The 22,935-nt window shown below is 71.6% G+C and carries 22 protein-coding genes and 1 riboswitch; of the genes, 8 read left to right on the top strand and 14 right to left on the bottom strand.

Annotated features, from left to right (window positions below; all coding sequences use genetic code 11):
• Position 1 precedes the first annotated feature (1 nt).
• Together HHX40_RS19070 and pepN are read right to left on the bottom strand one after the other, a co-directional pair.
• Complete coding sequence (locus HHX40_RS19070; RefSeq protein ID WP_182881725.1) at positions 2-544, bottom strand: LemA family protein; 543 nt, start codon at positions 542-544, stop codon at positions 2-4.
• Positions 545-811: 267 nt separating this feature from the next.
• Positions 812-3,376 (bottom strand): aminopeptidase N, encoded by a 2,565-nt coding sequence (pepN, locus tag HHX40_RS19075; protein ID WP_182881631.1) that lies wholly within the window; start codon positions 3,374-3,376, stop codon positions 812-814.
• A 203-nt stretch (positions 3,377-3,579) separates the two neighbouring features.
• Between pepN and HHX40_RS19080 the strand changes: the two genes are divergently transcribed.
• On the top strand, positions 3,580-4,986 hold the full coding sequence (locus HHX40_RS19080) for an aldehyde dehydrogenase family protein (protein ID WP_182881632.1): 1,407 nt from the start codon (positions 3,580-3,582) through the stop codon (positions 4,984-4,986).
• 9 nt (positions 4,987-4,995) lie between these two features.
• Here HHX40_RS19080 and def read toward each other — a convergent pair whose 3' ends face one another.
• On the bottom strand, positions 4,996-5,484 hold the full coding sequence (gene def, locus HHX40_RS19085; protein ID WP_117409540.1) for a peptide deformylase: 489 nt from the start codon (positions 5,482-5,484) through the stop codon (positions 4,996-4,998).
• A 111-nt stretch (positions 5,485-5,595) separates the two neighbouring features.
• Between def and HHX40_RS19090 the strand changes: the two genes are divergently transcribed.
• Positions 5,596-6,066 carry a ribose-5-phosphate isomerase gene (locus HHX40_RS19090; protein WP_182881633.1) on the top strand — a complete coding sequence of 157 codons (471 nt, stop codon included), beginning with the start codon at positions 5,596-5,598 and terminating at the stop codon, positions 6,064-6,066.
• Positions 6,067-6,161: 95 nt separating this feature from the next.
• Here HHX40_RS19090 and HHX40_RS19095 read toward each other — a convergent pair whose 3' ends face one another.
• Positions 6,162-6,326, bottom strand: a complete 165-nt coding sequence (locus HHX40_RS19095; protein ID WP_165900879.1) for a hypothetical protein — start codon at positions 6,324-6,326, stop codon at positions 6,162-6,164.
• Positions 6,327-6,521: 195 nt separating this feature from the next.
• Between HHX40_RS19095 and HHX40_RS19100 the strand changes: the two genes are divergently transcribed.
• Positions 6,522-7,634 (top strand): PP2C family protein-serine/threonine phosphatase, encoded by a 1,113-nt coding sequence (locus HHX40_RS19100; protein WP_182881634.1) that lies wholly within the window; start codon positions 6,522-6,524, stop codon positions 7,632-7,634.
• Positions 7,635-7,653: 19 nt separating this feature from the next.
• On the opposite strand, the gene HHX40_RS19105 is transcribed toward HHX40_RS19100, so the two are convergent.
• Positions 7,654-8,259, bottom strand: coding sequence for a LuxR C-terminal-related transcriptional regulator (locus tag HHX40_RS19105; RefSeq protein WP_182873698.1), 606 nt, complete (start codon positions 8,257-8,259; stop codon positions 7,654-7,656).
• Between the two features lie 191 nt (positions 8,260-8,450).
• Here HHX40_RS19105 and HHX40_RS19110 point away from each other — a divergent pair, with 191 nt between their 5' ends.
• Complete coding sequence (locus tag HHX40_RS19110) at positions 8,451-9,755, top strand: M50 family metallopeptidase (protein ID WP_182881635.1); 1,305 nt, start codon at positions 8,451-8,453, stop codon at positions 9,753-9,755.
• A 73-nt stretch (positions 9,756-9,828) separates the two neighbouring features.
• Here the strand turns inward: HHX40_RS19110 and HHX40_RS19115 are convergent, their stop codons facing one another.
• Entirely contained in the window at positions 9,829-10,338 is a 510-nt protein-coding gene (locus HHX40_RS19115) for a DinB family protein (RefSeq protein WP_117409724.1), read from the bottom strand.
• A 222-nt stretch (positions 10,339-10,560) separates the two neighbouring features.
• On the opposite strand from HHX40_RS19115, the gene HHX40_RS19120 reads away from it, so the two are divergent.
• On the top strand, positions 10,561-10,989 hold the full coding sequence (locus tag HHX40_RS19120) for a hypothetical protein (RefSeq protein ID WP_182881636.1): 429 nt from the start codon (positions 10,561-10,563) through the stop codon (positions 10,987-10,989).
• Between the two features lie 56 nt (positions 10,990-11,045).
• Here the strand turns inward: HHX40_RS19120 and HHX40_RS19125 are convergent, their stop codons facing one another.
• The 3 genes from HHX40_RS19125 to HHX40_RS19135 all read right to left on the bottom strand — a co-directional run bounded on the left by HHX40_RS19125 (position 11,046) and on the right by HHX40_RS19135 (position 14,116).
• On the bottom strand, positions 11,046-11,957 hold the full coding sequence (locus tag HHX40_RS19125; protein WP_310738185.1) for a hypothetical protein: 912 nt from the start codon (positions 11,955-11,957) through the stop codon (positions 11,046-11,048).
• A gap of 34 nt (positions 11,958-11,991) precedes the next feature.
• Positions 11,992-12,129, bottom strand: a riboswitch (cyclic di-AMP (ydaO/yuaA leader).
• Between the two features lie 73 nt (positions 12,130-12,202).
• The gene (galT, locus tag HHX40_RS19130; RefSeq protein ID WP_182881637.1) at positions 12,203-13,261 is read right to left on the bottom strand and encodes a galactose-1-phosphate uridylyltransferase; all 1,059 of its coding nucleotides are present in this window, start codon (positions 13,259-13,261) and stop codon (positions 12,203-12,205) included.
• Positions 13,262-13,309: 48 nt separating this feature from the next.
• Positions 13,310-14,116: a DeoR/GlpR family DNA-binding transcription regulator gene (locus HHX40_RS19135; RefSeq protein ID WP_117409720.1), complete on the bottom strand. Its 807-nt coding sequence runs from the start codon at positions 14,114-14,116 to the stop codon at positions 13,310-13,312.
• A 138-nt stretch (positions 14,117-14,254) separates the two neighbouring features.
• Between HHX40_RS19135 and HHX40_RS38240 the strand changes: the two genes are divergently transcribed.
• The gene (locus tag HHX40_RS38240; protein ID WP_396697758.1) at positions 14,255-14,332 is read left to right on the top strand and encodes a 50S ribosomal protein bL37; all 78 of its coding nucleotides are present in this window, start codon (positions 14,255-14,257) and stop codon (positions 14,330-14,332) included.
• An 18-nt stretch (positions 14,333-14,350) separates the two neighbouring features.
• Here HHX40_RS38240 and HHX40_RS19140 read toward each other — a convergent pair whose 3' ends face one another.
• The 4 genes from HHX40_RS19140 to HHX40_RS19155 all read right to left on the bottom strand — a co-directional run bounded on the left by HHX40_RS19140 (position 14,351) and on the right by HHX40_RS19155 (position 18,838).
• The gene (locus HHX40_RS19140) at positions 14,351-14,917 is read right to left on the bottom strand and encodes a TIGR03086 family metal-binding protein (RefSeq protein ID WP_182881638.1); all 567 of its coding nucleotides are present in this window, start codon (positions 14,915-14,917) and stop codon (positions 14,351-14,353) included.
• Between the two features lie 87 nt (positions 14,918-15,004).
• The gene (locus HHX40_RS19145) at positions 15,005-16,723 is read right to left on the bottom strand and encodes an ATP-binding SpoIIE family protein phosphatase (RefSeq protein WP_182881639.1); all 1,719 of its coding nucleotides are present in this window, start codon (positions 16,721-16,723) and stop codon (positions 15,005-15,007) included.
• Between the two features lie 194 nt (positions 16,724-16,917).
• Positions 16,918-18,276: a TrpB-like pyridoxal phosphate-dependent enzyme gene (locus HHX40_RS19150; RefSeq protein ID WP_182881640.1), complete on the bottom strand. Its 1,359-nt coding sequence runs from the start codon at positions 18,274-18,276 to the stop codon at positions 16,918-16,920.
• Positions 18,277-18,340: 64 nt separating this feature from the next.
• The gene (locus HHX40_RS19155) at positions 18,341-18,838 is read right to left on the bottom strand and encodes a DUF2087 domain-containing protein (protein ID WP_182881641.1); all 498 of its coding nucleotides are present in this window, start codon (positions 18,836-18,838) and stop codon (positions 18,341-18,343) included.
• A 50-nt stretch (positions 18,839-18,888) separates the two neighbouring features.
• On the opposite strand from HHX40_RS19155, the gene HHX40_RS19160 reads away from it, so the two are divergent.
• Complete coding sequence (locus HHX40_RS19160; RefSeq protein ID WP_117409730.1) at positions 18,889-19,281, top strand: VOC family protein; 393 nt, start codon at positions 18,889-18,891, stop codon at positions 19,279-19,281.
• 5 nt (positions 19,282-19,286) lie between these two features.
• Here the strand turns inward: HHX40_RS19160 and HHX40_RS19165 are convergent, their stop codons facing one another.
• A complete protein-coding gene (locus HHX40_RS19165) occupies positions 19,287-19,700 on the bottom strand; it encodes an SRPBCC family protein (RefSeq protein ID WP_182881642.1) in 414 nt (137 codons plus the stop codon).
• A 71-nt stretch (positions 19,701-19,771) separates the two neighbouring features.
• Between HHX40_RS19165 and HHX40_RS19170 the strand changes: the two genes are divergently transcribed.
• The gene (locus HHX40_RS19170; protein ID WP_182881643.1) at positions 19,772-22,837 is read left to right on the top strand and encodes an ATP-binding protein; all 3,066 of its coding nucleotides are present in this window, start codon (positions 19,772-19,774) and stop codon (positions 22,835-22,837) included.
• The last annotated feature ends 98 nt before the right edge of the window (positions 22,838-22,935 follow it).

A 22,935-nucleotide genomic window follows, 5' to 3' on the forward strand; every position in this document is an offset into this window, starting at 1 on the left:
GTCAGAACCCGACCTGTACGGGCCCGCGCTCCTCGCCGGGAGCCCGGAAGTACTCACGGGGCGTGAAGCCGGTCATCCCCGCCACGATGTTGGCGGGGACCGTCTGGATCGCGTTGTTGTAGGTCAGCACGGCGTCGTTGTAGTACTGCCGCGAGTAGGCGATCCGGTTCTCGGTGGTGGCGAGCTCCTGCTGCAGTTCCGCGAAGTTGCCGCTCGCCCTGAGGGCGGGGTGGGCCTCCGCCACGGCGAACAGGCTCTTCAGCGCGCCGGACAGCATGTTCTCGGCCGCTGCCTGCTCCGCGGGGCCCTGGGCGCCGATCGCCCGGGAGCGGGCCGTGACCACGGCCTCCAGCGTGGCCCGCTCGTGGGCGGCGTAGCCCTTGACGGTCTCCACGAGGTTGGGGATGAGGTCGTGGCGGCGCTTGAGCTGCACGTCGATCTGCGCCCAGGCGTTGTCGACGGCGCCCCGGCCACGCACGAGGCGGTTGTAGAGGGAGACGAGCGTGGCGACGAGGACGGCCACGACGGCGAGGGTGACGATCATGGGGATCACGGAGGCCTCCTGCACGGACGACGATCCGTGGCCGCTCACCCGGTGAACGCCCGCCGCCGGCCGCACGCGTGCCGGTGGGGGCACGCATCACGGCCGGAGCGGCGGGGCGCGGCGGAGGGGGCCCGCCGCGCCCGCGCCGGGTGAACGGCCCGGCCCCTCATGTCACCCCGGTGGGCTTGCACGGGGCTTGCGCCCCGCTTTCACCCGGCACACCCGCCGGGCGACCGGATCAGGAAGGCGGGCGGGCGGGCCGCCCGGTCACGCGGAGGCGTCGCGGGCCTGGGCCCGCAGCGCCCGGCTGACGCCGTCGGCGCCCTCCAGGAGCAGGCGCCGCAGCGCGTGCGGCGGCTGCTGGGCGCTGATGAGGTCCTGCGTCCTCGCCACGGTCTCCGGGCGGATCAGCAGGGCCGGGTAGCACCCGACCGCGAAGCTCTGCGCCATGTCGGAGGTCCACTCGCTCCAGATCCGCCCGACCTCCTCGAAGTACCGGTCGCCGTACGGCTCCAGCAGCTCGGGGTGGTGCGGGTCGACGAAGCCGAGGATCGTGGAGCGCAGCAGGGCGCCGCTCAGCTCGCCCCCCACGATGGCCGCCCAGGACCGGGCCTTGGCCTCCGCGTCCGGGATCGCCGCCCGGGCGTTGGCGGCCGAGCGCTCGCCGGTCGCGGTGGCGTCGCGGACCAGCTCGGCGTCGATGTCGGCGGCGCCGAGGACCCCGCGGGACACCAGCCCGTGGATGAGCGTCCAGCGCAGGTCGGTGTCGACGGCCAGGCCCTCGGGCACCTCCGTGCCGTCCAGCACACCCTTGAGGAACGCCAGGTCCTCCTCGGAGGTCGCGGTGGCGGCCAGGGCGTTGACGTAGGCGAGCTGGTGGTCCGAGCCCGGCTCCGCCGAGGTGACGAGACGGCGCAGCGCGGCGGAGAGCTCGCCCATGCCGGTCGCCCGCCACGCCGGGTCGGCGTACTGCTGCACGGCCTGGCGGGCCTGCCGCAGCACGGTCTGCACCACCGTGATGTCGCGCACCGAGTCGATGCCGGACACGACCAGCCGGACGTAGTCGCGGGTGGCCATCTCGGCGTCCCGGGTCATGTCCCAGGCGGCCGACCAGCACAGCGCGCGCGGCAGCGACTCGGTGAACGCGGTGATCCCGCCGTTCACGAGCGTCTGCAGCGACCGCTCGTCGAGCCGGATCTTCGCGTACGTGAGGTCGTCGTCGTTGATCAGCACGAGGTCGGGCCGCGTCTCGCCGACCAGCTCGGGCACGGCGGTGCGCGCCCCGACGATGTCGAGCTCGACCCGCCTGGTCCTGGCGAGCACGCCGTCCCGCAGGGAGTACAGGCCGATGGCGACGCGGTGCGAGCGCAGCGTCGGGTGCTCCGGCGTGGCCTCCTGCAGGACCTCGAAGCCGAGGAACCGGCCCTCGTCGTCGGTGGTGAACGACGGCCGCAGGGTGTTGACGCCGGAGGTCTCCAGCCACTCCTTCGACCAGGACGACAGGTCGCGGCCCGAGGTGCGCTCCAGCGCCGACAGCAGGTCCTGCAGGGTGGTGTTCTTCCAGGCGTGCTCGTTGAAGTAGTCGCGCACGCCGGCGAGGAAGTTGTCCAGCCCGACGTAGGCGACGAGCTGCTTGAGCACCGAGGCGCCCTTGGCGTACGTGATGCCGTCGAAGTTGACCTCGACGGCCTGCATGTCCGGGATGTCGGCCGCGATGGGGTGGGTGGAGGGGAGCTGGTCCTGCCGGTAGGCCCAGGACTTCTCCACGTTGGCGAACGTCGTCCACGCGCCCTGGCCCCAGCGGGTGGCCTCGGCCTGGCACAGCACCGACATGTAGGTGGCGAACGACTCGTTCAGCCACAGGTCGTCCCACCACCGCATGGTGACGAGGTCGCCGAACCACATGTGGGCCATCTCGTGCAGGATCGTCTCGGCCCGGCGCTCGATGATCGCGTCGGTGACCCGCGAGCGGAAGACGTAGTCCTCCAGGAACGTCACCGCGCCGGCGTTCTCCATCGCGCCCGCGTTGAACTCCGGCACGAAGAGCTGGTCGTACTTGCCGAACGGGTAGCGCAGGCCGAAGACGCGGTGGAAGAAGTCGAAGCCCTGCTTGGTGACCTCGAAGATGTTCTCCGGGTCGAGGTGCTCGGCCAGCGAGCGCCGCACATAGATGCCGAGCGGGATGCCGTCGTGCTCGTCCCGCACCACCGCGTACGGCCCGGCGATGAGGGCCGTGATGTACGTCGACATGGGAGGCGTCGGCGGGAAGTGCCAGCGCTTGGCGGCCTGCAGCGTGCCGTGCCGCCCGCGGTGCTCCTCCAGGTCCTCGGCGGAGTCGGGGGCGCCGTTCGACACGACCTCCCACTCGGCGGGCGCGAGGACGGTGAGCTCGAAGGTCGCCTTGAGATCGGGCTGGTCGAAGCAGGCGTACATGCGGTGCGCGTCCGCCGTCTCGAACTGGCTGTGCAGGTAGATCTGCTGGTCGACCGGGTCGACGAAGCGGTGCAGCCCCTCGCCCGTCCGCATGTACGAGCAGTCGGCGTCGATGCGCAGTTCGTTGCGTTCGGCCAGGTCCGGCAGCGGGAATCGGCCCTTGTCCGCGTCGTAGGTCCGAACGTCGAGATCCCGGCCGTTCAGCACCACCTTCCGCACATGGGCCCCGTGCAGGTCGATGAACGTGCCCGCCCCCGGCCGGTCGGAGGTGAAATGGACCGTCGTGATGCTCTCGTACCGCTCCTCGCCCTCCGTCAGGTCGAGTTCGACCTGGTAGGACTGGACCGTGAGCAGCCGAGCACGCTCCCGAGCCTCGTCACGTGTCAGATTCCCTGCCACACCCACTCCTCATCGCATGATCAATCCCCCGGTTCCCCGTCGCCCCTTCGCGTACAGGGATGGATGAATCCTGCCACGTCACGGTCACAGGACGGATTCGACATCGCCCCTACCTTGAGAAGGAAGTTGTCCGACGGCCCTCTTGACAGGGGCCTTCCGGCCGGGGCTCGCGTTCTGACAGTCAAGGCGCGAGTATGAGGAGCATGCGTCAGATCTACGTCGACGGCGGCTGGACGCCGTCCTCCTCGCGCGAGGCCGTCGAGGTCGTCAACCCGGCGACCGAGGAGATCGTGGACCGGGTGCCCGCGGGGTCGGCCGCCGACGTGGAGACCGCGGTCGCCGCCGCCCGTGCCGCCTTCCCGTCCTGGGCGGCGGCGGAGCCCGCCGAGCGCGCCGCGCTCCTCGGGACGGCGGCCGGGCTGCTCAGGGACCGCGCCCGGGAGATCGCCGCGACGATCGCCACCGACATGGGCGCGCCGCTGCCGCTCGCGCTGAAGGTGCAGACGCTGATGCCCGCCGAGGTGCTGGCCTCCTACGCCGACCTCGCCAAGCGGTACGACTTCGACGGCGGGCGGGTGGGCAACTCGCTGATCGTCCGCGAGCCGGTCGGGGTGGTCGGCGCGATCACACCGTGGAACTACCCGCTCCACCAGGTCGTCTGCAAGGTGGCCCCGGCTCTGGCGGCCGGCTGCACGGTGGTGCTCAAGCCGAGCGAGGTCGCGCCGCTCGCGGCGTACGCGTTCGCGGACATCCTCCACGAGGTGGGTCTGCCGCCCGGCGTGTTCAACATGGTCAGCGGGCACGGCCCGGTGGTCGGAGAGGCCCTCGCCGCCCACCCCGGCGTGGACATGGTCTCCTTCACCGGCTCGACCAGGGCCGGGCGCAGGGTCGCCGCCCTCGCGGCCGGGACGGTCAAGCGGGTGGCCCTGGAGCTGGGCGGCAAGTCGGCGAACATCGTCCTCCCCGGCGCCGACCTGGAGAAGGCGGTGAAGAACGGGGTCGCCGGGGCCTACCTGAACTCGGGCCAGACCTGCTCGGCGCTGACCCGGATGCTCGTCCACTGGGACCAGTACGACGAGGCGGTCCGGCTGGCCGTGGAGGCGGCGGCGAAATACGTCCCGGGCGACCCGTTCGCCGAGGGCACCCGCCTCGGCCCGCTGGTGTCCGCCGCGCAGCGCGACCGGGTGGTCGGATACCTCAACCGGGGCCAGGAGGAGGGGGCCCGCCTCGTGCTCGGCGGGACCGGCAATCCCATGGGCCGCGGCTACTACGTCGAGCCCGCGGTCTTCGCCGGGGTGTCGCCCGGCATGGCCGTCGAACAGGAGGAGATCTTCGGCCCGGTGCTGTCGATCATCCCCTTCGGCACGGAGGACGAGGCCGTCGAGATCGCCAACGGCACGCCGTACGGACTGTCGGGGGCGGTCTGGGCGGCCACCGAGGAGGAGGGGCTCGCGGTCGCCCGCCGCCTGCGCACGGGCCAGGTGGCGGTCAACGGGGGCCGGTTCAACCCCATGGCGCCCTTCGGCGGCTACAAGCAGTCGGGCGTCGGGCGCGAGATGGGGGAGTTCGGCCTGGAGGAGTTCCTGGAGACCAAGGCGATCCAGCTGTAAGGGGCGGTCTCAGGGCGCCTGGAGGAGGATCTTGCGGCGCTCGTCCTTGCCCAGCCGGTCGACGTACAGCGTGCCCTCAAGGTGGTCGAACTCGTGCTGGAAGCACCGGGCGAGCATGCCCCGGGCCTTCACGGCCACGGGCCGGCCGAGCTTGTCGACCCCGCGCAGCGTGACTCCGGCGGCGCGGACGGTGGGGGCGTACAGCGGCTTGCCGGTCTCCTTGCCCGGCACCGACAGGCAGCCCTCCTCCTCGACGACCTCCCCGGGGTCGTCGATCGTCAGCTCCGGGTTGACCACGTGGCCCTTGCGGTTGCTGATGTCGTAGACGAACAGCCGCCGGCCCACCCCGATCTGCGGCCCGGCCAGTCCCACGCCGTCGGCCTGGTACATCACCGCGAACATCTCGTCGATCAGGCGGCGCAGCTCCCTGTCGAAGTCCGTCACGGGCTCCGCGGGGGTACGCAGGACGGGGTCGCCGACGTAGCGGATCTCGCGCATGACACTCCTGCTCCGGCATGAGGTGGTGTAAGAGCCACTGGCGGTATTCGTCTATTACCTTAGTGGAGGCCGGGGTGACCTCCGCCAGAACTCGTCTGGGAAACTTGTCCCGTGCGTGTCTACATCGGTGCCGACCATGCCGGCTACGAGCTCAAGAACCACCTGCTCTCCTGGCTTAAGGAGCAGGGCCACGACGTGGAGGACTGCGGCCCCCACGTCTACGACGCGGAGGACGACTACCCGCCGTTCGTGCTGCGCGCCGCGCAGGGCGTGGTCGCCGCCGAGGGCAGCCTCGGGGTGGTGATCGGCGGTTCGGGGAACGGCGAGCAGATCGCCGCCAACAAGGTGCGCGGGGTGCGCGCCGCCCTCGCCTGGAACGAGGACACGGCCCGGCTCGCCCGCGAGCACAACGACGCCAACGTCATCAGCATCGGCGCGCGGATGCACACGCCGGAGGAGGCCGCCCGGTTCGTCGAGGTCTTCCTCGGCACGGCGTTCTCGGGCGCGGAGCGGCACGCCCGGCGGATCCGCCAGCTCGCCGAGTACGAGACGACCGGCGAACTGCCGCCGCTGCCCGCCTGATCCGCCCGGCCGGAAGCACCGGCGCCGGAGACCGCCCGTCCGGGACACCGGGCGGGCGGCCGGTGAGCGGGCCGGTCAGCGCCCCAGGGGCGGCGTCAGCGGCCGTCCCGGTCACGGCCCCGGCGGGACTCCCGCCGGGGCGTCGTCTCGTCGCGCAGCGGCCGCCGTTCGGCGGTCTCCTGCTGCTCGGGGGTCGGCCGGGACACGTCGCGGGCCCGCATGGCCGTGATCGCGGTGATCTGCAAACTCTGCAGCGCCATACCGCGAGCGTACGCCCCGGGCCGTGAGCGTGCGATCGAACCGGCCGGACATCCGCTCAGGACATCCGGAGCGGGCGGCCGGCGGGTGGCCCGTGATCTTCGGCGGGGGTAGGCTGGAAAGATCACGGGACACGACCCCGGCGTCGGTCAAGCGGGTGCCGCCACCTGGGATGTCCGGATACAGTCGAGGCCATCATGACTTCCCGTCCGGCGCCGCTGATCTCTCCACGGCTGCGCGCCATCCTGGCGCGCGTGCCGCTTCTGGTGCCGTCGGTCCGTTTTGTCAGGAAAGTGTGGTCGAAGGACCGGTACCTCCTGATCGCCCTCGTCGCGGTCACCGTGGTCATCGGCGTGCTCGACGCGGAGGTCTCGGCGTACTGGTTCTCGCCGTCGCTGCTGATCCTCGTGACGCTGATCGGCGGCCTCCAGCTCCGCCTGCGCAGCCTGGCCATCCTGCTGTGCGCGGTCGCGGCGTCCCTCGCCTACATGGGAGCGACCAGGGGAGTGCTCGCCGTCGGGCCGGGCCTGCTGATCACGATGGGCTTCACCGCCGCGCTCGCGTGGACGATGGCGCGGACGCGGGGCAAGCTCGGCGTGCAGGGCCTGCGCGGTGACGCGATGCTGCTGGAGCTGCGCGACCGGCTCAAGCGGCAGAGCGAGCTGCCGCCGCTGCCCAAGGACTGGGGCGGCAAGGTCGTGCTCAAGCAGGCCGGAGGGTCGTCGTTCGGCGGCGACTTCGTCGTCTCCATGCGCGAGGGCGACCGGGTCCAGCTCGCCGTCGTCGACGTGTCGGGCAAGGGCGTCGACGCCGGCACCCGCGCGCTCATGCTCTCCGGCACGTTCGGCGGGCTGCTCGGTTCGGTGGACGACTTCCTGGCCTCCTGCAACTCCTATCTCCACCGGCAGATCGGCGACGAGGGGTTCGTCACGGCCGTCCACCTGACGCTCGACCTGTCGACGGGGGAGTACACGATCACCTCCGCCGGGCACCCGCCGGTGGTCCGGTTCGACTCCGGGTCGGGCACCTGGCGGGTGTCCACGGCCAAGGGGGTCGTGCTCGGCGTCGTGCCCGACCTGGCCTGCGAGACCGACAGCGGCGTGCTGCGCAAGGGCGACGCGCTCATGCTGTTCACCGACGGGCTGATCGAGCAGCCCGGCCGGGACATCGACGCCGGGCTCGACCGGCTGCTGGGGGAGGCCGAGCGGCTGCTGCCCTCGGGCTTCCGGGACAAGGCGCGGCAGCTCGTGCAGGCCATGTCGTCCGGTCACAACGACGACTGCGCGCTCGTCCTCATCTGGCGTCCCTGAGGCCCGCCGGGAAAGCTCCCTACAACCAGCCGTAGTCGGTGGCGATGCGGACGGCGTCCACCCGGCTGCGCGCCCCGGTCTTCACCAGGACGCGCGACAGGTGGTTGCGTATCGTGCCGACGGACAGGCCCAGCTCGGCGGCGATCTCCTTCGAGCGCGCGCCCCCCGCCGCGAGGCGCAGCACCTCGTGCTCCCGGGGCGTGAGGGGGCACTCGGCGGCCTCCAGGGCCGCGACCGCGAGCTCGGAGTCGACGATCCGGCGCCCGGCGATGATCCGCCGTATCCCGTCGGCGAGCTGCTCGGGGCACACCTCGATGCTCAGGTAGCCCAGGGCTCCCGCCGCGAAGGCCCGCTTGAGGTGGCCGGGGTTCGGCTGGGCCGACAGCAGCATCACCCGGCATCTGGGCACCTTCTCGACGAGCCGCGCGGCCAGGCTCGGCCCGTCCGCCCCCGGCAGGTCCGCGTCGATGACGGCGGCGTCCGGCAGTACGTCGAGGGCGGCCGGCACGATGTCCTCGGCCGAACCGACGTCCGCGACCACCGTGAGGTCGCTCTCCCCTTCGAGAGATGCGACCAGGCCTCGCCGTACCAACGGAAGGTGTTCGGCCACCAGGATCCGGATCAAGACGCTCCCCTCTGGACGGTCTCTCAAAGGGTGATCGACCCATTGCGTACTGTCAACGGAGTGTCCAGGTTCGGCCATGTATGGGCAACGCGCCGGTTCGCCGGAGCAGGTCTCTCCCTTGTTCCGGTGGGCTACTCTCGGAGGGTGCGACGACTGCCACGGCATCTTCTCCGACTCGGAGGTACGCGCTGATGAGCTGGCTCATCGTGGCCGGATTCGTGATCGTCTTCGTTGGTCTGCTGCTCTCCATCGCGCTGCACGAGATCGGGCACCTCGTCCCGGCCAAGCTGTTCGGCGTCCGCGTGACGCAGTACATGGTCGGCTTCGGGCCGACGCTGTGGTCGCGGCGGCGCGGCGAGACCGAGTACGGCGTGAAGTGGATCCCGCTGGGCGGCTACATCCGCATGGTCGGCATGCTCCCGCCGCGTCCCTCCGACGACCCCGGCAAGCTGCGCAGCGTCTCGACGGGCCCCTGGCAGGGCCTCATCGAGAACGCCAGGGCGGTCGCCTCGGAGGAGATCCGGCCGGGTGACGAGAACCGCGTCTTCTTCCGCAAGCCCTGGTGGCAGAAGGTCATCATCATGACCGGCGGGCCCGCGATGAACTTCGTGCTGGCGTTCGTGCTCTTCGCGGTCGTGATGATGGGCTTCGGCGTGCGGACGACGAAACCGGTCGTCTCCTCGGTGTCCAAGTGCGCTATCCCGGCGGCCGAGGCCGCGCACCGGGACTGCGCGTCCGGCGACCCGCTGACGCCCGCGGCGAAGGCGGGGCTGCGGCCGGGGGACCGGATCGTCGCCGTCGGCGGCACTCCGGTCGCCAGCTGGGAGGCGGCCACCCGGCAGATCCGGTCGCACGGCGCCGGGGCGACGACGCTCGGCATCGAGCGCGACGGCCGGACCACGACGGTGGACGTCGACCTGATCGCGCAGGACATGCCCTCGCAGACCGACCCCGACAAGGTGGACAGGAACGTCGGCTTCCTCGGCGTCAGCCCGACGATCGTCGTGGAGAAGCAGGGCCCCGGCTACGTCGTCGGGCAGATGTGGGACCTGACCAAGCGGACCGCCGCGGCCATGGTCAACATCCCCAAGAAGATGGTCGGCGTGTGGAACGCGGCGTTCTCGGGGGAGAAGCGCGACCCGAACGGGCCGATCGGGATCGTCGGCGCCGGCCGCATCGGCGGTGAGATCGCCGCGTCGGACATCCCCATCGACAGCAAGATCGAGGTGTTCATCAGCCTGCTGGCCGGGCTGAACCTCGCGGTCGGCATGTTCAACCTCGTCCCCCTGCTGCCGCTGGACGGCGGCCACATCGCCGGCGGCCTGTGGGAGGGAGTCAAGCGGGCCTTCGCCCGGGTGCGCCGGCGGCCCATGCCGGGCTACGTGGACGTCGCCAAGGCGCTCCCCCTGACGTACGTCATGGCGGCCCTGCTCGTCGTCATGGGCGGCCTTCTCATCTACGCCGACCTGGTGAACCCCGTCCGCATCTCGGGCTGAGCGGGGCTGAACCGGGCTGATCGGGTTGGGCCGGGCCGGGCGGGCCCGGCCCGGCGGGTGAGGGACGGGGTCCCTACTCGCCCGTCGCCCCGTCGATGCGCTCGCGCAGCAGGTCGGCGTGGCCGTTGTGCCGCGCGTACTCCTCGATCATGTGGACCATGATCCAGCGCAGTGAGTGGTGGACGCCCTGCCGGGCCGCCTTCGTCGTCGCGTCCAGATCGGCGCAGGCCGCCTCCGCCGCCCGCGCGTGCTCGATCTCCGCGCGCCAGGTGGCGAAGGCCTCCTCGGCGGACGCCGTGTCCACGTTGTCGAACTCGCCGTCCGGATCGTCGTCGGTGTAGTAGATGCCTTCGAGGTCCTCGCCGGCGAGCCGCCGCCGGAACCAGCTCCGCTCGACGTCGGCCATGTGCCGCACGATGCCGAGCAGCGACAGGGACGACGGCGGGACGGAGCGCAGCCGTAGCTGTTCCTCGGCGAGGCCCTCGCACTTCACGGCCAGCGTCTGGCGGTGGAAGTCGAGGAAGGCGCGCAGCATCTCGCGCTCGCCCGCGGCGAGCGGAGGATCGGTACGTGTGTCGGTCATCCGGACATCCTCCCCCTGGCCCCCGGGGTGCGACCACTTCATTTCCGCCCCGCCGGACGGCCCGCCTTCCAGGCGCAGGAGAGGGGGCGCGCTCTCGCGACCCGCTTGACTCGGGCGTGGACGAACCTTTGCCTGTACTTGTCCAAACAGCATGATCGAGTCAGAATCAGTTCAGCCTTCAACCATTTTGGTTGGAGGGTCGCTGCACGGATGAGGAGAGGCATGAAGCGCACGATCTCCGTTCTCGCCGTCGCCACCGGCGTCCTCGGCGCCACGCTCACCGGCGTCGGTCCCGCGTCCGCCTCCGCGGTCGACTGCTCCACGGGCGGGTACACCTACGCCCGGACCAGCTACGTCCCCACCAACGTCCAGCGGCCGTCGGTGGACGGCCGTAACTACAACATCGCCGGTCCGTCGGCGTACACGCACGAGGTCTGCCTCGACATCCCGGACACCGAGACGTTCACGATCGAGGTACAGATCCACTCCTCCGACGGGTCCACGACCGTGTTCGTGGACGACCGGCCCGGCGACAAGGTCTTCCGCTTCTCGCCCGGCACCAACAGCTGGTGGCAGGTCTACGGCACGATGACCGGGCCCGGCAGCACCTACATCTACTACACCTGGAACGAGAAGCAGATCCCCGCCTGACGCGGAACGGGCCGGCCGCCTCGCTCGGCGAGGCCGCCGGCCCTCGAAGCTCCTGCTCAGTACATCGAGATGTGGACGTGGTCGTAGTGGTTGGCGGTGACGCCGCCCCGGTCGGACATGGGGCGCCAGCCCGGGTGGCCGAGGTTGTAGATGCGCTGCTGCCAGATGACGTACATCACGCCGAGCTTCGGGCCGTTCTTGATGGCCCAGGCGGCCAGGCTGTCGCCGAGCGCCTTCATCTGGGCCGAGGGCATGGCGCCGCCCGAGCTCATCATGAAGTCGCAGGCCCGGCCGAGGGGGTGCTCACCGCTGTTCTCGGCCCGGTAGCAGCCGACCGGGAAGCTCAGATCGAAGTGCTCCTCCACCTCCGAGCGCATGAGCCGCATCCGGGGCGTGATGTTGTCCGCGCCCGCCGGCAGTTCGGGCGCCCACGACCCGCTGCCCCTCCGGCCCGGAGCGATCGGGACCAGGCGGTCGATCTTGTCCTTGATGTCGTCGATGAGCTTCTCGGCCTCCCGGCGCCGACCGGCGACCTCCGCGGCCTGCGACTTCAGCGACGCGGTGAGCGCCTTCGCCGCCTCGGCGGCCTTCTGCCGTTCGGTGCGGACCTCGTCGACCCGCGCGAGCCTCGCGGCCTGTTCCTCCTTGAGCTGGTACGCCACCGCGGAGACGGTCAGGTTGGGCAGGACCCGCACGCTGTCGGTCTGGTACCGCAGCCCGACGAACTCCCGGACCTCGTCGAGGGTCGCCATGTAGTCGGTTTCCGCCCTGGTCACGCGGGCGCGCGCCGCCGCCTCGTCGTCCCGCGCTCTGGCGAGCGCGACCCGCTTGGCGTTGTAGTCGGAGATGAGCCGGTCGACCTTCTTCTGCAGGCCGGCGAGCTGCTTCTTGAGCTGCCTCTCCGTCGGCTTGGGGGCGGCGGCGCCCCCGGCGGCCGTGCCGAGAACGAGGGCCGCGGCGGTCAACACACCGGCGGCCAGGGGGAACGCGCGGGGCAGAGCCCACTCCTCTCCATCTGCCGACCGGGTTAGCTGACGGGTGCGGGCTGGAGGAGCCCGGGCAGCGACGTGCCTTTACCCCAGAGGCGTGAATGGGTCCCCGGCTCCCGGGCGAGGCGCCCGGGATTAGGCGGCACCGGCTGTAACCGGTGGTGCCAGGGATACTAGTGGTAAAGAAATGGTGACTGCCACCCCAAGTCGCAACCGTACGGAGATCAGTCCGTTACCACCTCGCGCAGCATGCGGGCGGCCTCCTCCGGCAGCACGTCGTTGACGAAGGCGCCCATCGCCGACTCCGATCCGGCGAGGTACTTCAGCTTGTCCGCCGCCCGCCGGATCGTGAAGACCTGGAGGTGCAGGTAGGCCAGATCCCGGCGGTAGGTGACCGGAGCCTGGTGCCAGGCCGCGACGTACGGCATGACGACGCCGAACAGCCCGTCCAGGCGGCGCAGCACGTCGATGTACAGCGGCGCGAAGGCGGCCCGCTCCTCCGCCGACAGCGCCGGGATGTCCGGCACCCGGCGGTGCGGGTAGAGGTGCACCTCGAAGGGGTACCGGGCGGCGGCCGGGACGAAGGCCGTCCAGTGCTCGTTGGCGGCCACGACGCGGGGCCCCTTCCGCTCGGCCGCCAGGACGTCCGCGAACAGGTTGCCGCCGCGGTGCCGGGCGGCGGTCTCCAGCATCTGCCGGGTACGCGGCGTGACGTACGGATAGGCGTAGATCTGCCCATGCGGGTGCGGCAGCGTGATGCCGATCTCGGCGCCGCGGTTCTCGAAGCAGAAGACCTGCTCCACGCCGGGCAGCGCGGACAGTTCGGCCGTGCGGTCGGCCCACGCCTCGACGACCAGCGCGGCCCGCTCGTCGCCGAGGGAGCTGAAGGAGGCGTCGTGGTCGGAGGTGAAGCAGACGACCTCGCAGCGCCCGGTCCCCGGCCGCACCTCGCTCAGCCCGCCCACCTGCTCGTACGCGCCGGTGTTGAAGCTGAACGACGGGAAGCGGTTCTCGAACACCGCCACCTCGTACGGCGAGGGGATCTCCGAGCCGGGATGCCCGGGGCAGAGCGGGCACTCCTGGGCGGACGGCAGGTGGGTGCGGGTCTGGCGGTGCCGGGCGACGGCCACCCACTCGTCCATGAGCGGGTCGTGACGCAACTCGGACGCGAGGGGGCGCGCGGGCAGATCCCGGGGGTCGGCCACGTCGTGGTCGGCGTCGTCGCGGCGGTCGAAATAGATCAGCTCCCGGCCGTCGGCCAGATGAGCGATGGTGCGCTTCACGGTGCGATCTCCAGCTTCACAGGGCTCTTCTCCGGCGTCGCGGCGGCGTCACACGGAGGCGGTCTTCAGGGGCGCCTCGCCGGACGGATCCGCGAGGAGGAGCTCGCCGGCGTGCTCCGACAGCACGGCGCGGGCGTCCTCGGGCAGGCCCGTGTCGCTCACGACCACGTCGGCCTCGCCGAGGGCCGCGATCGTGCTGATGCCGACGGTCCCCCACTTGGTGTGGTCGGCCAGGACGACGAGCCGCTGGGCGGCGGCGATCAGGGCGCGGTCGGTCTCCGCCTCCAGCAGGTTGGGGGTGGTGAAACCGGCCCGGACGCTCATGCCGTGCACGCCGAGCATGAGGATGTCGACGTTCAGGGAGCGGACGGCCGCGACCGCGACCGGGCCGACCAGCGCGTCGGACGGCGTCCGCACGCCGCCCACGAGCACCACGGTCTGGTCGGGCCGTCCCGCCCGGTGGAAGACGTCGGCCACCTGGACGGAGTTGGTGATCACGGTCAGCTCGGGCACGTCCACCAGGTGGTGGGCCAGCGTCCAGGTCGTCGTGCCGGCCGAGAGCGCGACGGAGCTTCCCGGCCGTACGAGCGGGGCCGCGCAGCGGGCGACGGCCTCCTTCTCGGCCTGCTGCCGCATCGACTTGGCCGCGAAGCCCGGCTCCTCGGTGGAGCCGGCGCCGGTGGCGGTGGCCCCGCCGTGCACCTTAACGATCAGGCCGCGCTCCGCCAGGACCTCCAGGTCGCGGCGGATCGTCATGTCCGACACCCCGAGCTCACGCACGAGTTGCGCGACCCGGACCCCGCCGGACCTGCGGACTCTCTCCAGGATCGCCTGCTGCCGTTGCTGGGCCAGCATCCGCCACTCCTTTAAACAGATTCCAACAGATTATGCACACATACGTACAGGAGCGCTGAGCCGGGGTGCGGGTACTTGCCGCCGCCCGCCCGCGGGGGGACAGTGGGCGAAACCCGTACTCCAGGGAAGGCGGCCGCGATGGGCAGACGCGCACGCAAGTCGAAGGCCCGCAGGAAGAAGAAGGCCAACCACGGCAAGCGTCCTACGGGGCGATAGCCCGGTTCCGGGGCCGTCTCAGGGGGTTCTGCCCCACGCCGCGAGCAGCTTGGTCTGCTGGTCGGCGCCGGCCGGGACGTCGCGCTCGTCCCCGATCACGCCCGCCTCGCGGTAGCCGTCCCACGCCTTGGCGAACCATTCGGCGCAGGACGCGACGAGGTCGGGGTCGAGCCGTTCCGGACCGCCGACGGCCCGCGCGAGGTCCCAGGTGTGGATCAGCGCGTCCGCGAACAGCTCGGTGATGTACTCCTCGCCCGGCACGTCGCCGAAGGACAGATGAGCCACGCTCGTGAGGGCGCCCTCGGCGTACACCGCCTGGACGGCGCCCTGCGCGGACGCCTCGAACGCCTTCACCGGGTCGTCGCCGAGCACGTCGCCCTCGAACGCGTCGCCCACCTCGGCGGCCGTGCGGCCCGACAGCAGTTCGGGAGCCCACAGGTTCTCGGTCACCAGGTGGTTCACCAGCCCCCGGACGTCCCAGTCGACGCACGGCGTCGGCAGGTCCCACTGTCCGGGGCGGACGAGATGGAGGCGGTCGCCGAAACCGTCGAGCGCCCTGCGGTACGCGTCCCGGATGTCGATCATGTCCCCTCCTCGCCACGAGCTCCCCGATTCGACCGTAACTCCTCCCGGCGATCAGTCATGCCCGCCCGCCCGCGAGGAGGCGGCCGGTCACGGAAGATGCTGCTCGACCCAGACGATCTTGCCGTACGGGGTGGGCCGGGTGCCCCAGCGATAGGCGAAGCGCTTGATCAGCTGGAGGCCGCGGCCGGTGTCCTCGTCGGGGGTGGCCGTACGCGGGGCGGGGCTGGAGGGGGAGCCGTCGGCGACCTCGACCACCAGTGTGCGGCAGCGCAGCAGCCGCAGCTCGATCGGCGGCCAGCCGTGCTTGAGCGCATTGGTGACCAGTTCGCTGACGATGAGCTGGGTGCTGTCCACCAGGCTGCTCAGCCCCCAGGCGGCGAGGGTGACCCGGACGAACCGGCGGGCCTGGGAGACGAACTTCGGGTCGGCGGGCAGGGGGCAGGTCGCCACCTCGTCCGGGTCGAGCTCACGCACACGGGCCACCAGCAGGGCGATGTCGTCGCGCTCGTGGCTCGCCCGCTGGCTGCTGATGATGTCGTCGCACATGTCGTCGAGGTCCTCGACGGGCCCGGCCAGCAGGCGGCGCAACCCCATGATCCCGGCGTCCAGGTCCCGCTCGCGGCTCTCCACCAGGCCGTCGGTGTAGAAGGCGAGCACGCTCCCGGCCGGCAGGACCAGCTCGCGCATCTCCAGCGGGTCGCTGCCGATGCCGAGGGGAAGGCCCGACGGCAGCTCGACGATCTCGGTCGACCGGTCGGGATGCAGCAGGATCGGCGGCACGTGCCCGGCGCGGGCGAGCGCGCAGCCGCGCGTCACCGGGTCGTAGACGGCGTAGATGCACGTGGCGATCTGGGTCGGATCGAGGTCCTGGCTCATCAGGTTGAGCCGGAACAGCACCTCGTCGGGCGGCAGGTCCAGGCTCGCCAGCGTGCGCGCCGCCGTGCGGAGCTGGCCCATCGTCGCCGCGGCCCTGGTCCCGTGGCCCATGACGTCGCCCACCACCAGGGCCGTACGGCACCCGGGAAGGGCGATCACGTCGTACCAGTCTCCGCCGACGCCCATCAGGTCGCTCGCCGGAAGGTAGCGCGAGGCGATGTCCATCCCGAGCGGCTGCGGCAGTTCGGCGGGCAGCAGGCTGCTCTGCAGGGTCAGCGCGGTCCGGCGCTCGGTGGTGTAGAGGCGGGCGTTGTCGACGCACACGGCGGTGCGGGTGGCGAGGTCCTCGGCCACCGCGACGTCCTGCTCCTCGAACGGGGGCGCGCCCGCCCGCCTGGTGAAGACCACGCACCCGAGCACCCGTCCCCGGGCCCTTAGGGGCACGGTGAGGAACGAGGCGTCGGTCAGCAGGGCGGCGATCGCGTCCTCGCGGCCGAAGGCCGCGCCGATGAGCCGGGCGCTCTCCTTGTCCATGGCCGGATACATCAGCGGCTTGCCGCTCGCCATGCACTGCGCCTGCGGCAGGCTCGCCGGGTAGACCGCCACCTCGCCGACGGGGAAGGCGTTCACGCAGGCGTCCGCGTCCGCGCCGGCCACGCCCATCGCCGTCCGGCGGACGAGGGTCGTCCCGTCCACCGGGCGGGACGACAGCTCGCCGTCGTTGAGGAGGCGGTCCTGGAGCATCACGGCCGCGGTGTCGGCGAACCTCGGGACGGCCACGTCCACGAGTTCCCGGCTCGTCTCCTCGAGGTCGAGGGTGCTGCCGATGCGGCGGCTCGCCTCGTTCAGGAACGCCAGCCGTTCGTGCGCGGACGCGGCGCCGCTGCGCCGCCACTGTCCCCGGTCCGCCGGGGCGGGGTCCTTGATCACGCAGTTCCGGTTCAAAACGAATACTCCGGCGAGAGCGGATGGTGTCCCAGAATCGTATGGAGCTGATACCGCGCATTTCAGCCGTTTGGCATGAGTGCTTTGGCCGGCACGACGGCGCGATGGCGCAGCCGTACCCTGCGGTCAACGGACGAAACGGATATCAGTCAACATGCGTCACATCAGACAGTTTGCCATCAAACGGAAGGCAGGTGTGCGAGAGCCGCGTCGATCCGCTCCTGCGGGAGCGTGAAGTCCTCCAGGCGGCCGGCGAGGTGACGCTCGTACGCGGGCAGGTCGAAATGGCCGTGTCCGCACAGGGACGTCACGATGACCTTCTCCTCGCCCGACTCGGCGCACCGCAGCGCCTCCGCGATGGTCGCGGCCACCGCGTGGGCGGGTTCGGGAGCCGGCAGGATCCCCTCGGCCCCGGCGAAGCGGACGCCCGCGTCGAAGCACTCGGTCTGCGTCACCGCCACGGCCTCCACCAGGCCCAGTTCGTACACGTGCGACAGCAGCGGCGACATGCCGTGATAGCGAAGCCCGCCGGCGTGGATGGGGTCCGGCACGAACGTGTGGCCCAGCGTGTGCATCTTCATCAGCGGCGTGAACCCCGCCGTGTCGCCGAAGTCGTAGGCGTACGTGCCCCGCGTCAGCGACGGGCAGGCGGCAGGCTCCACCGCGCGCAGCACCGGGTCCATCCGCCCCGCGAGCTTCTCCCGCAGGAACGGGAAGGCCAGGCCGGCGAAGTTGGAGCCGCCGCCGGTGCAGCCGATGACCAGGTCGGGGGTCTCGCCGAGGACGGCCAGTTGCTCCAGCGCCTCCTCGCCGATCACGGTCTGGTGCATCAGGACGTGGTTGAGCACCGAGCCCAGGGCGTACCGCGTGTCGTCGTGCTGCCCGGCGACCTCGACGGCCTCGCTGATCGCGATGCCCAGCGACCCCGTGCAGTGCGGGTCCTCCGCCAGGATCCTGGCTCCCGCGGCGGTCACCGCCGACGGGCTGGCGTGCAGCGTCGCGCCGTGGACGCGCATCAGCGTACGGCGGTAGGGCTTCTGGTCGTACGACGCCCTGACCATCCAGATCTCGCACGCCAGGCCGAACTGGCCGCAGGCGAACGCCAGGGCCGAGCCCCACTGGCCCGCGCCGGTCTCCGTGGTCAGCCTCCGCACGCCCTCCCGCGCGTTGTAGTAGGCCTGCGGGACCGCGGTGTTCGGCTTGTGCGACCCGGACGGGCTGCCGCCCTCGTACTTGTAGTAGATCCGGGCGGGCGTGCCGAGCCGGCGCTCCAGGCGGCGGGCGCGGATGAGGGGAGTGGGCCGCCACAGGCGGTACACGTCGAGCACCTCATCCGGAACGGGGACGTACCGCTCCCCGGAGACCTCCTGCCCGATCAGCTCCGCCGGGAAGAGCGGCGCGAGGTCGTCGGGGCCGACCGGCTGGAGCGTGGCCGGGTGGAGCACTGGGGGAGGAGGCGCGGGGAGGTCGGGGACGAGGTTGTACCAGTTCCGGGGGATCCGGGACTCGTCGAGAAGGACCCTGGTCGGCTCACCCATGTCTCCCAGTGTCCGCGCGGCGGGCCGGTCGGGAAAGGGCACCCGCCGATGTGGCCGGACCTGGTCAGACGGTGCCGCCCGAGCGCCAGTAGACGCCGTCCTCCCGAGTGAGGAACCCCTCGTCCACCAGATATCGGCGCAGCGCGGCGTGGTCGTCGTGGAACGCCCGCAGCGCCACGTCGACCTCCTTCTCCGGGTACCGCGTGCCCACCTCGAAGACCTGGGAGACGTAGTCAAGCACCATCAGCCGCTTGGCCCGCTTCGTCGGTATGGAGAGGAGCCGCCCGTCGACCAGGAACGCGTCCAGCGGGCCCGCCGGTTCGGCGGGCACCGCGCGGAGCAGGTCGCGGAAGGCCTCCGGCCGCGCCCGCCACCCGTCCCCGTCCCGTACGGCGAGACCGCCCCGCTCCAACCGGCCGAGCGCCCGCCCGACCTCGTCCGGGCCGAGCCCGGTGAGCTTGCCGAGAGGCTCCCCGGGATGGAGGACGAGACAGGAGAGAACCCGCAGCGTGTCCTCCTGGCCGAGCAGCCCGAGCACGCGGGGAATGCGCTTGTCGATCACCCGTCCACGGTATGTGACCGATGAGTACCTTCGGAAACATGGAGGGCGCCGTGCCCGCTCGACTGGATCACACGATCGTGCACAGCACCGATCGCTTCGCCTCCGCCCGCTTCCTCACCGGCCTGCTCGGCGAGCCGGGGCCCGGCACGTTCGGGCCGTTCGCCACGGTCAGAGTCGCCAACGGCGTGACGATCGACTTCGCCGACTCGATCGTCGGCCGGGACCGGATCGTCCTCCAGCACCTGGCCTTCCTCGTCTCGGAGGACGAGTTCGACGAGATCTTCACCCGGATCGGCGAGCGGGGCCTGCCGTACTGGGGCGGGCCGCACCACCAGGAGCCACAGCGGATCAACCACCGGCACCACGGCCGCGGGGTGTACGTGGACGACCCCGACGGCCACGCCATCGAGTTCCTCACCCACCCGTACGTCGAGGAGGAATGAACGGGTCAGCCGTGCGCGGCGGCCTCGATCGCCTGCTTCATCTCCGCCGCGCCGCGTTCCATGCGGATCCGGATGTCGGCCGCCCGCGCGTGCGGCAGGACATCGGTGATCCAGATCAGCCGGCCCGCCCCGTCGCCCTCGGACCGGACCTCGAACGTGGCGTGGTGGAACTCCACCGGCGGCCGCGCGCCCTCGACGACGCAGTAGGCGAGGCGGCGGGCGTCGTCGTCGATCCCGACGACCAGTTCACGGACCACGTGCCCGTCGGGGAAGGTCAGGAACCGCTGGTCGCCCTCGATCCGGGTGCCGGTGACGCGGCCCGGCAGCAGGCGCTCGTGCACGGCGCCGACGTCGCGCAGGACGTCCCAGATGTGCTCCGGGGGTGCGTCGATCACGATCTCATGACGAACGGAGGCCATGCGGCGGGGGTCCTTCCAGGCGACTGGTCGAGACCAACCTAGAGCACCGCACGTGGGCCAGAATCGGTCTCGTGCAGTTCGGCATCCTGGGGCCGCTGGAGGCCCGCACGGCCGAGGGGGAATCGATCTCCGTCGGCGGATTGCGGCCGCGCGCGCTTCTCGCGTTGCTCCTGCTCGACGCCGGTCGGCTGGTCGGTGTGGACCGGTTGATCGACGGTCAGTACGGTGACGATCCGCCGGCCGGGGCGGCCAACGCGATCCAGGCCCACGTGTCCCGGCTCCGGCGCAGCCTGCCCGGCGACCTGATCGAGTTCCACGGCGCCGGATATCGGCTCGCCGTGGACCCCGACGACGTCGATGTCCACCGCTTCGAGCGGCTTGCCCGTGCCGGGCGACGGCTCCTGGCCGCGGGTCAGCACGAGCGCGCCGCGAGGTCGCTCAGGGACGCGCTGGGGCTGTGGCGAGGTCCTGCGCTGGCGGACGTGGCCGACGCGCCTTTCGCGTCGGCGCAGGTGGCCCGCCTGGACGAGCTGCGGCTGACAGCGCAGGAAGACCTCGTCGAGGCCGAGCTCGCCCTTCCGGAGGGCACGTCGGCAGCCGGGCTCCGGCAGCTGGTCGTGGCGTACCCGTTGCGTGAGCGGTTGCGCGGCCAGCTCATGCGGGCGCTGCACGCATCCGGGCAGCAGGCGGCGGCGCTGGCCGTGTTCGAGGAGGGCAGGCGGCTGCTCTCTGACGAGCTCGGCGCCGACCCCTCGCCTGAGCTGGCGGCGCTCCACCTGGCGATCCTCCGCGGCGAGGAGCCGCGCGAGCGGGCGACGGGCGGCCGGCTCCCCGCGCATCTCACCAGCTTCGTCGGCCGCGCGGAGGAGCTGGACCGGCTCCACTCGCTCCGGAACTCCCGGTTGATCACCCTGACCGGTCCCGGCGGCACCGGCAAGACCAGGCTGGCGATCGAGGCGGCCCGTCGCCGGGGACAGGAGGCCTGCTTCGTCGACCTCTCCCCGCTCGACGACGGGGCCCAGGTCCCGCAAGCCGTGCTGGGCTCGCTCGGCCTGCGCGAGGCGGGGCTGCGGGCACCGGCCCTCAGCCGAAGCGACGCCGTGGAGCGGCTGACGGCCGCCCTCGCGGAGCGCGAACTTCTGCTCGTCCTCGACAACTGCGAACACGTGGTCGCTCCGGCCGCCGTCCTCGTCCGCCGGCTGCTCGAGGCGTGTCCGAGGCTTGCCGTCCTGGCCACCAGCCGTGAGCCGCTCGGGCTCACCGGTGAGACGCTTGTCCCGCTGGCGCCGCTGGCCGTGCCGTCGCCGGGCACGGACCTCGATGAGGCCCTCGCCTACCCGGCTGTGAGCCTGTTCGCGGATCGGGCCGCCGAAGTACGGCCGGGCTTCACCATGGGGCCCGAGGTCATCGAGATCTGCGCGACCCTGGAGGGGCTGCCGCTGGCCATCGAGCTGGCTGCGGCGAGGGTGCGGTCGTTCTCGGTGGCGGAGATCTCCGCACGCCTCAAGGAGCACGGCAGGTTCACGCTGCTGTCGCGTGGTGACCGCACCGCGGTGACACGCCACCAGACGCTGCACGCGGTGGTGGATTGGAGCTGGAGCCTGCTCAGCCCTGATGAGCGAGTGATGGCCAGGCGCTTCTCCGTCTTCTCAGGCGGCGCGTCGCTTGAGGCGGTGGAACAGGTCTGCGGTGCCGGTGAGGTGCTGGCCGACCTGGTGGACAAGTCCCTCGTCGAGGCCAGTGGCGGACGCTACCGGATGTTCGACACCATCCGCCTGTTCTGCGCGAAACGGCTGGCGGAAGCCGGGGAGGAGAAGCGGCTGCGCGACGCGCACGCCGCCTGCTTTCTCGATTTGGCCCAGCGCGCCGACCCGTGGTTGCGACGGGCCGAGCAACTCGATTGGTTGGGCCGCCTCTCCGCGGAACACAGCAACATCGAGGCCGCGTTGCGCCATGCCGTACAGGAGAGTCCGGAGACGGCGCTGCGGCTGATCGCCGCCCTTTCGGCGTACTGGTGGCTGAGCGGGCGGCGCGGTCAGGCGGCCTCGTCCGCTCTCAGCCTGCTCGGCCGGCTGGGGACCGAGGTGCCCGCGGGGCTGGAGGAGGAGTACCTCCTCTGCGTGCTCCACGCCGTGCCTGACGTGCTTCCCGCGCAATGGGAGCGGGCCGAGGAGATCATGCGATCGCTGGACCGGGAACTGCGGCACCCGTTCGCGGCGGTCATGTGGGGAATGGCCGCAGGGCCGCCTGAACCGGACTCGCCCAGGAGGCGGCAGTTCAGCTCCGAACCGTGGAGCCGGGCCGTGGTGTCGCTGGGGCAGGGCGTCGTGAACCTGCTCGACGGCAGGGTGGCCGACGCCGACCGGGATCTGGAGGCGACGCTGGCGAGCTTCCGTTCGGTCGGTGAGCGCTGGGGCATGGCGCAGGCGCATGAGTGGCTGGCGTTGATCTCCAGTTGGAGGGGGGAGTGGGCGCGGGCGAGGCAGTTGTGGGAGCAGGCCCTGGACCTGTACGAGCAGCTCGGCGCGTTCGACGAGATGGTGGACGTGCTGTGCCGTAGGGCGAGTGGGCTGGTGCGGGAGGGCGACTTCCACACGGCCGCCGCCGACCTGCGGCGCGCCGCTGAGCTGGAGCGTAGGACGGGCAGGTCGCACCGACCGGCCCTGATCGGGCTGGGCTGGGGCGAGTTGGCCCGCCTCCGAGGCGATCACGCCGAAGCCCGCGCCCGCTACACGGAGGTGCTGGAAGCCGTCGATCTCCGCTCCTACGCCGGCGGGAGCATCAGGCTGCTGGCGCTCACCGGGCTCGGCCTGCTCGCCCAGGCCGAAGGCGACCTCACGGCGGCCAGGCTCCACCACGCCGAGGTGCTGGCGTGTGCGCGGGCGTCGCCGGCGACGGATCTCGCCTACGTCGCCGAGGCACAGGCCGGGCTGGCCCTCCTCCATGGGGCGCCGGACCAGGCGGCCTTCCTGCTGGGTGCGGGGCTGGCGCTACGCGGTGTGGTCGTCGCCGGCGATCGTGACCGCGAGCGGATCGCCGCACGCGTCACCGAGGTCATCGGCGCCGAGGCGTTCGCGTCGGCGTTCGCCAGGGGGGTCGCGCTGGACCGGGAACAGGCGTTGGCGGCTCTCTCCTGACCGGGTGGGAGGCTGGGAAAGCGACGACAGACCACCCGTTGACGAGGCAAGGCGCCGGCAGCGTCCGGGGCGAGTCTCGCTGACAGCTCCGTTCCGAC

It is taken from the genome of Microbispora sp. H10949 (assembly GCF_014161435.1).
Lineage (GTDB): Bacteria > Actinomycetota > Actinomycetes > Streptosporangiales > Streptosporangiaceae > Microbispora > Microbispora triticiradicis.